The 7,515-nt window shown below is 42.7% G+C and carries 8 protein-coding genes and 2 pseudogenes; 2 read left to right on the forward strand and 8 right to left on the reverse strand.

From position 1 onward, the window contains the following. Positions 1–254: pseudogene (locus METMK1DRAFT_RS07645) on the reverse strand (IS256 family transposase); the annotation flags it as partial. Positions 255–410: 156 nt separating this feature from the next. Between METMK1DRAFT_RS07645 and METMK1DRAFT_RS07650 the strand changes: the two are divergent. Beyond that, positions 411–791 carry a hypothetical protein gene (locus METMK1DRAFT_RS07650; RefSeq protein ID WP_009072556.1) on the forward strand — a complete coding sequence of 127 codons (381 nt, stop codon included), beginning with the start codon at positions 411–413 and terminating at the stop codon, positions 789–791. Between the two features lie 300 nt (positions 792–1,091). After that, positions 1,092–2,501 (forward strand): oligosaccharide flippase family protein, encoded by a 1,410-nt coding sequence (locus METMK1DRAFT_RS07655; RefSeq protein WP_009072557.1) that lies wholly within the window; start codon positions 1,092–1,094, stop codon positions 2,499–2,501. A 314-nt stretch (positions 2,502–2,815) separates the two neighbouring features. Here METMK1DRAFT_RS07655 and METMK1DRAFT_RS20065 read toward each other — a convergent pair whose 3' ends face one another. From METMK1DRAFT_RS20065 to METMK1DRAFT_RS07680, 7 genes and pseudogenes are all read right to left on the reverse strand, one after another. Next, entirely contained in the window at positions 2,816–3,178 is a 363-nt protein-coding gene (locus tag METMK1DRAFT_RS20065; RefSeq protein ID WP_048087731.1) for a hypothetical protein, read from the reverse strand. A 201-nt stretch (positions 3,179–3,379) separates the two neighbouring features. Further along, the gene (locus tag METMK1DRAFT_RS17630) at positions 3,380–3,700 is read right to left on the reverse strand and encodes a hypothetical protein (protein ID WP_155812371.1); all 321 of its coding nucleotides are present in this window, start codon (positions 3,698–3,700) and stop codon (positions 3,380–3,382) included. Between the two features lie 307 nt (positions 3,701–4,007). Beyond that, positions 4,008–4,484 (reverse strand): PaREP1 family protein, encoded by a 477-nt coding sequence (locus METMK1DRAFT_RS07665; protein WP_009072560.1) that lies wholly within the window; start codon positions 4,482–4,484, stop codon positions 4,008–4,010. 862 nt (positions 4,485–5,346) lie between these two features. After that, the gene (locus tag METMK1DRAFT_RS17635; RefSeq protein ID WP_009072564.1) at positions 5,347–5,523 is read right to left on the reverse strand and encodes a hypothetical protein; all 177 of its coding nucleotides are present in this window, start codon (positions 5,521–5,523) and stop codon (positions 5,347–5,349) included. Between the two features lie 170 nt (positions 5,524–5,693). Continuing rightward, positions 5,694–6,044, reverse strand: coding sequence for a type II toxin-antitoxin system VapC family toxin (locus METMK1DRAFT_RS07670; protein WP_009072566.1), 351 nt, complete (start codon positions 6,042–6,044; stop codon positions 5,694–5,696). Further along, the gene (locus METMK1DRAFT_RS07675; protein WP_009072568.1) at positions 6,041–6,268 is read right to left on the reverse strand and encodes an antitoxin VapB family protein; all 228 of its coding nucleotides are present in this window, start codon (positions 6,266–6,268) and stop codon (positions 6,041–6,043) included. Before METMK1DRAFT_RS07675 ends, METMK1DRAFT_RS07670 begins: the two co-directional genes overlap by 4 nt. A gap of 39 nt (positions 6,269–6,307) precedes the next feature. Further along, positions 6,308–6,491 (reverse strand): annotated as a pseudogene (locus METMK1DRAFT_RS07680) (hypothetical protein). Positions 6,492–7,515 lie beyond the last annotated feature (1,024 nt).

Genomic DNA, 7,515 nt, shown 5'->3' on the forward strand with positions numbered 1-7,515 from the left:
AACCTCACCGTGACCCACTCCAGCCCGTACACTACCCTCCTCCCCCGGAGGGAGACCTTGAACCCCTTCAAGAACCTGTACCTGGCGTAACCCCTCCTCCTCACCTCCTTCCCCCTGGCGTACCTGGGGGAGGTCCTCTCCGCCTCCTCCAGGGCCCTCCTCTCGATCTCAGCCACCGTTTCATTTAATAGCGCGTCCTTCCCAAGTAACTCGGGGACGAGCGAGGTCACCACGTGATTGGATAGAGATCTCATGGTATGACCTAGCGCTCGTCCCCTTTTTAGTGTTACTGATGTAGGATCAATTAAGTCACTTTCATTCTATAGAAACAAATAGAAATCGCAATGGAGCCCTGAATCGCCCACGAATCTACAATAAGTAAATATTGCCTTAAGTGCAGTAATATTGAAATGTTAAAGTCGTATGATGCTGGCTGGGAATTACATAAGAGGTTTTACGAATCTATTCATAAGTTCCTTAATAACGGGGCTAATATTATATTAGTTGAAAACTCTGAAGGTTCTAATGAAAAAGACTTTATAGGGTTCATACAGAAAGGAGGCCTTAAATATGTTAAGACTATTCATCCAGCATTAAACGATATTGCAGAGGCATTATATATTAACATTAAGGGGCTTGATTTAAATTTTGGAATTTCTAAGGTTATAAAGAACATACCATATAGTATATATAGACTTGCTTTCTTGATAGGACTTAGGACATACGAGCCAGCTATAAAAAATGTGAGTTTCTATTCTAAATTTTATTTTATATTAAGTAGATATAGTTAAATTTAAAAAGATTAAACAAATAATTAAAATTTTTATAATTTATAAAAATATAATAAATTTAAAAATATAAAACTAAGTCAAATCTAATAGCTTTTAGAAACTATACAAACAGTAATAGTATATCTAGCCTTTACCAGACTCGTAAAATTATTTCAATCTTCGATATCACTCTCTTTAATCTTTAGGTAATCAAGACCTATTACTAGAATATAAAATTACAGATATTTTGGGAAATAATTAATTAACGAGATACGACAATGGAAGAAAGTTTTAATGTCTATCCTACTACCTCTAAACTGAATGAACCCTATAAAGAACGCTTTAAAGAGCCTTAGTGTAACTACTACCAACGTCATAGTTGCTTTAATCTTCTTCATCATTACAGCTAAAATCACTAACCCAGAATTCTTCGGAAAAGTCGCAATAATTCAACTCCTCGAAGTAGTAACTTCTGCCTTCTTTTACTTTATTCCCGGACAAATAATAACGAGAGAAATTTCTTACCTTTACGCGAGAAAAGAGATAAACAAGAGCGTAATAGGTAAGTTTCTTTCATTCCCTTTCCTCGTCTTACCGCTTTTTCTTATTCTCCTCCTTTTCACTAATTACGTTAAGTTAGCAATACCTTACCTCTTCCTTTACTTGCTTAACAGTGTTATGAGTTCTATAATGGTGGGAATGGACATGTTCACTGAGACAGCAATAACCGGAAACCTCTTCTTAATAATTAGATGGGGAATCTCAATAATTGCCGTCCTCTCTCACAACATTTACCTTTTCATTGAAATATGGACTTTGGGAGGTATTATCTCAGTCTCCATGAACTACGCCTTTCTCAGTAGGAAAGTGGGGTTGGTATTACCTTCCTTTGACTTTGCTTTTCTCTTTAAGCACTTCAGGGAAGGTTTGCCTCTTTATCTATCTTCTTCAGCAACTTTCCTCTCTTCACAAGGTGACAGAGTTACAACTGCCTACTTACTAGGTTCCTACTATCTGGGCTTATACCAATTTTCTGCTTTAGTAGCTGGAGTGCCTTCAATGGTTTTAGGCGCATTAGGAGGAGTTCTATTACCTACTGCTTCCTTTTACAAGGCTTTAGGAAGTGACGAAAAGAAGATGTCCTCAATCTCCTTCCGCGTACTGGCTTTGATTTCGTTTCTTGCCGTCATTGTTTCTATACCTATTGCAATCCTCGTCGTTGAAAGATTTTTCCCGGACTACATTCAAGGTATAAAAGTTCTGATTCTCCTACTTTTAGCCATGACTTTACCCTTCCCTATAAGCTCTCTAACGAATTTCATAATAGCAGCTAATAAGTCGTTGAGGCCTTTCTTTATCCTTTCATTACTTAACGGTAGCCTAGTTTTGTTGACTTCGTTCCTTTTAATTCCTAGAATAGGAATTATGGGTGGAGCAATTTCCCAAGTTATCGTGTCGGCAATTTCCTCTTCCTTTATACTTGTGTACGCCTTGAGGACTTCAACTTTCGTTTTGGGTAGAAAAGAGAGCGTATTACTGTTCGTAATGCCCTTGATCGCCCTATATGAAGTTTTCATTGACCCTCCTTACCTAGACTTTCTTTTGCTTATCTCTGTTCTTCTCCTTTTCAAGATATTTAAAACAATTACTAGCGAAGATGTGAAATTAATAGAGTCTTTCTTACCTTCTAAGTTAAAATTTGTAGCTTTATTAATGAAAATGATCAGTTGAATTATGTGCGAAACGGCTACACTACACAGAGTTCTGAACATATTAAAATGTGTTAAAGTCTCATTTAACTAACAGCAGTTATGGGAATCTTAGGGAGGTAATACGAAGAACTCGGTATTAGCGAGAAGTTTTTATTTATCGACGTCGTCCTGCTGAAAAGATGCTGAACGGAAAGGGACAGATCGACAGCAGTTATGGGAGTTTAACGTAACTTAAAGATTTTCATCAGCCCAGGTGGTCAGCCTAAACGGCGCTCGAGGATCTTAGGAACGCCTCCACGCTCCTCAGGTTCAGCTCCCCAACCAGCTCCCTGGCTACGTTGTTGATGGTGAAGATCGTGAGGTAGCCCTGAAGCCTCTCCCTCCTCTAGGATGAGCAGTCCCAGGGCCTTGACGTCCCTGTGGAGCTCCTCGATCTCCGGCCAGACAGGCCTCCTCGACTTCCTCGCTGAGCGAGGGGTCGGTCGTGTAGAGGTACCTGGCGTGTGTCCTGGAGTCACGTTTATCAGCAGTCATGGGATTTCCCTTAGGTACCGCCCTGTAATCAAGGTAAAATCTGATAACTGCTGGTTTATGTTCCCGGACGAGCGACTTCACCGTGACCACTCGGCCTCCCAGGGTCAGGTCAGCGAAGTAGACTCCAGGGGATCTCCTGACGGTCGTGATAGCGGACCTCAAGCAGGACGTTCACGGTTTCCCCTACGCCGTGAGGAAGATGTGGGATTTGTGAGGGTCACCGAGTTCAAGGCAAGATCGACGTGGCCAGACGTTTCACGTGCTCAAGGAGCCCTTCCAACAGCCAGGGTCTTCTTCGACCCCCGTACTGTCCGAGAAGCTCGTGACGGACAACGTGGTGTCAAGGCTCAAGTCCAACCGAGCTCAGGGTCTGCCCAGGGACCCTCGAGGAGGGTCACTTGTGTGCGCTGCACGCCCCTCTCGAACCTCCCGTGGGTGTGGCAGTAGGTCCACTACAGCAGTCATGGGACTTTCCCTTAAATATCGCCCTGTAATCAAGGCAAAATCTAATAACTGCTGTCCAGTAGTTCTGGGGCTCACGTCCTCCCGGAGCCTCGCTGTCACTGTGTCGTCCACGATGACAGGCCCCTTCACCAGTCTGAAGGGACCTCCACGCATCTCCAAGTTCTCCCAACGCCCCATCAGTTCACGTTCCAACCCGAACGTCTCGTCCGCGTTCCTCACGCTGACCCTCCGTCAGGGCCATGAGGATAAACCAGTTAACCTTCCTGCTCCTCCCCTCCCCCTGACCACTCCCAGCCTGTTCACCTCCCTGACCAGCCTCACCTTGACTTCCCTGATTAACCTCGTCCTGCACCTTTTCAGCCGGAAAGCCCTGAAAACTAAAACTCCTCATAACAGCAGTTATGGGATTTCTCGTTAGGTATCGCCTTGAAGTCAAGGTAAAATCTGATTACTGCTGTCACAATACCGACTTTCCGATGCTCCCTAAGATTCCCACAACTGCTGTTAATTGGAAATGTAGTAAACTTTATTCAATTAATACTTTATTTTTCTTAGCCTCATTCAACATTTCCTTAACCCTATTTATATAAGAAGTTATATCTGCAGTTGTTAGCTTTGCCTCATGAAAACCCCATACGTGAAGGAAATACGCATTGCTCCAGCCATCCAATACCCAATTACCTAATTTATTTGCTAAGGCATTGGAAGCTTTTCCCAATAAGTAAGTGTACCATCTGCCTTCCTTAAGCGCTTGTTGGTATTCCGGTAAATTAAACTTCTCTGCAAAGGCTTTAATCACCTCTTCAGCTACTTTGTAAGCCTTTTCGGAAGCCTGAATCGCGTCACCTTTCTTCAAGTGTTCTAGTGCTTCAGTCATATACTTCTCTGCTAATTCCATCCTCAACTTTACGCTTTCTTGAGGGTCCTCCTTTGATAGTGCCGATATTATTAGGTCTTCGACGTCGATCCCCTTCTCTTTTGCCTTTTTTATCAACTCCTCCATAAGATAAATTTGGCGTTTATAATTTATAAGCACTAGGCTAAGAACTAGAAGATCTTGTGCCAAAGCATCAAAGAGAATCGTACTTCAAATTGCTCATTTAGGTGTTATTTACGTTTTTATCTTTATGGAAATGAAGGTTGAGAAGCTAAAGGGAAGGGCCGTTAGGGTCTCCATTGCGATTTCATTTTGTTTCAGTAGCTTAAGCGTAATAATTGATCATGCTGGTTGAGGCGACTTCTGCCTCATTGACGTGGCAGGTCACACTCAACCAATCCTAATAGAATTAGCCTAATTTAAGAGATCAGTTATTAGATTCTGCCTTGACTTCGAGGCTACACCTAACGAGAAATCCCATAACTGCTGTGAATGAGTACGTCCATGGTGTCGTCACTAAGTGACGTATAGCCAACAGCAGTTAGAAAACGTTAGTTACTCCTGACTTCCTCCCTAAAGGGCGAGGGTTCCTCTCATTGGTTTCATCTTTCATCTGAGGGGCAGTCGGGAGGCTCAGGTAACTGACCTTAAACTTAAGTTATCCGTATTCTAAGCCAATTTACAAAAATTAGGGGGTTAAAGGGGGCTGAACGCCTCACTAAGGGGATGAATAACACCGTGTTTAAATAATTCTTTGTAAAGATCAGTAGTCATGAGTTTTTGCCTTGATTACAGGACGATATTTAAGGGAAAGTCCCATAACTGCTGTAAAGATAATTTTTAGTGGTGCTAACGACGCTCCTACTCAGCTCGACTGAGGGCTTGATGGGACTGATGGAGGACCAACCATCATCTCCTTCCTTCAAAGGACCAGACGTTATGGATGAAAGTCCCCCTTGAATGGGGGAGTTCTGGCGCCCGTTTGTCCCTACGCTCTCATTTCACTCATTTTATGTTCAATCATGATCGAGTGTAGGGACTTAGCCCTCAACCACCTACTTACGGTAGGTGGGTCACGGGACTCCTTCGAGCCCAACGGCACGGGGCTCACATCCCAGATCACTCCCACCCTTTTGGGCATAGCCCACATCAAGTGAGAGATCATCCTTTATCAATAAAAATTTATTATAAACAATACAAAAAGATTTCTATCAACGTGAAAAAGGATTCAGCCCACTGCCCCTCAGATGTAAACCCGAATCGATGGTGGGAACGATGATGGGGGAACCCTCGTCCCTTCCAGAGCGGCGAGACGTCATTCCTAAAGCTTTCCACTTAAATTATCTCAACATTCACATACTCTTTCACTGCTAAAAAGTCCTTATCTCTGGTTAGGAGCTTTTCGTCATGAGCCTTTGCAGTGGATGCTATTATTAAATCCAGATCGGCTATCAGCCTACCTTTCTCCCTTAGCTGGTAATAAAGTTCAGCATATTCTACTGCTACTTTTTCGTCTATAGGATATACTGTAAACATGTCTTCTAGCGTTTTAAGTACCTCAAGTCTTCTCTTATTTTCTATAACCCTCCCAACTTCCATCAAAGAGATAATAGAGATCGAATCTCCTAAGTATTTTATCCTCCCTTTTAAAAAGTCTATTAAAATCGAAGTATCAATTAACGTCATAACTTAAACTCCTCATGCATTTTCTTATGGCTCTCCTCTATCCTTTTAATATCGTCTTCGTTTAAGATATCTTTCAACCTTGTTAAGTTTTCTTCAGCCTTTCTCTTACGGTACTCAGAAACTAAAAGAAGTAAGAACTCCTCCCAACTTAAGTCCCCCTTTTCCCTCTCCAACTTTTCCTTGACCTCTTCGGAAATGGAGATCGTCGTCACCTTCTTGTCCATAATTAATAATTAATAATTATGAGTATAAAGGTTTTGTGTTTACCCGTGGCGTAACTTTTCCTTACCTTTAATCTAATTCCGCCACGGGCACCTCTCCTAAGGGATCGTACGTAGTCACCCTTAAGTCCTTGGGGCTAGTCGAGGGAAACTTCAATACCCTCCATCCACTTCTATCACTCCCAAGACCTCGTGAGCAGTGCCCGTCATCAGCCAGGGAGATCATCAATAAAACAGCGGTTATGGGACTTTAACGTAACTTAAAGATTTTCATCAGCCTGGGTGGTTAGCCCAAACGGCGCTCGAGGACCTGAGGAACGCCCCCACGCTCCTCAGGTTCAGCTCTCTACAGATACCTGGCGACTCTGGCCCTCCCGTTGATCAGGACCATGAGGATCAGGCCAGTTGACCTTCCTGCTCCTCCCGTTCCCCCTCACCACTCCCAGCCTGTTGATCTCCCTGACAGACTCTCCCTAGCGAACTCGATCTGTCCTTCCGCACCTTTTCAGCGGGACCACGTCGAAAAACTTCTCGCTAATACCGACTTTCCTCTATTACCTCCCTAAGGTTCCCATAACTGCTGTAATTGAAAAGAAATATGTTAAAGTAAGGAAGGTAAAAAGAGAAGGAGGTGTTACCGAGGTTTGGTTCAGTAACGGTATACATTACGGCGTTCCGGTTCTCGAAATTCGTTACCGGCTTAAGGTAAAAGACTCCTCGAAAATGAAAAGTAGGCCATTCAGGGCTCCATTGCGAATTCTAATATCTCTCTTAAATTAGGCTAATTCTATGTAGGATTAGTTGAATGTAACCTGCCACGTCAATGAGGCAGAGAAGAAGTCGCCCCGACCACGTATGATCAATTATTACGCTTAAGCTACTGAAACAAAATGAAATTGCAATGGAGACCTGAACGCCCCTGAAAAGTGGTTAAAGTGAAAAGTCAAGCCCAGAGTGCTTTTATTCTTAAAATGTGTAAAAGCCTCTCTTTCTCTTCATCAGCGGTTATTAGATTTTGCCTTGATTTCAAGGCTTCACCTAACGAGAAATCCCATAACTGCTGTCTTCATAAAAAATTTCCTAAGAATTATTCGATTTCTCTTTTTCCGTGTCTTTTCGTAGTTCCTTTCTTGCTTCACTCTCAACTTCTGCCATAAATTCATCTAATTCATCAGCTTTTACGGGCGATTCAGGGCTCCATTGCGATTTCTATTTGTTTCTATAGAATGAAAGTGACTTAATTGATCCTA

Origin of the sequence: Metallosphaera yellowstonensis MK1, assembly GCF_000243315.1 — an archaeon.
In the GTDB taxonomy this organism is placed as follows: Archaea; Thermoproteota; Thermoprotei_A; order Sulfolobales; family Sulfolobaceae; genus Metallosphaera; species Metallosphaera yellowstonensis.

Bases quoted from the DNA above. Each gene is read 5' to 3' on its own strand.
- METMK1DRAFT_RS17635 (WP_009072564.1), bottom strand. From the start codon at position 5,523: ATGATCTCTCACTTGATGTGGGCTATGCCCAAAAGGGTGGGAGTGATC.
- METMK1DRAFT_RS07675 (WP_009072568.1), bottom strand. From the start codon at position 6,268: ATGGACAAGAAGGTGACGACGATCTCCATTTCCGAAGAGGTCAAGGAA.
- METMK1DRAFT_RS07650 (WP_009072556.1), top strand. From the start codon at position 411: ATGTTAAAGTCGTATGATGCTGGCTGGGAATTACATAAGAGGTTTTAC.
- METMK1DRAFT_RS07665 (WP_009072560.1), bottom strand. From the start codon at position 4,484: ATGGAGGAGTTGATAAAAAAGGCAAAAGAGAAGGGGATCGACGTCGAA.
- METMK1DRAFT_RS07655 (WP_009072557.1), top strand. From the start codon at position 1,092: ATGAACCCTATAAAGAACGCTTTAAAGAGCCTTAGTGTAACTACTACC.
- METMK1DRAFT_RS07670 (WP_009072566.1), bottom strand. From the start codon at position 6,044: ATGACGTTAATTGATACTTCGATTTTAATAGACTTTTTAAAAGGGAGG.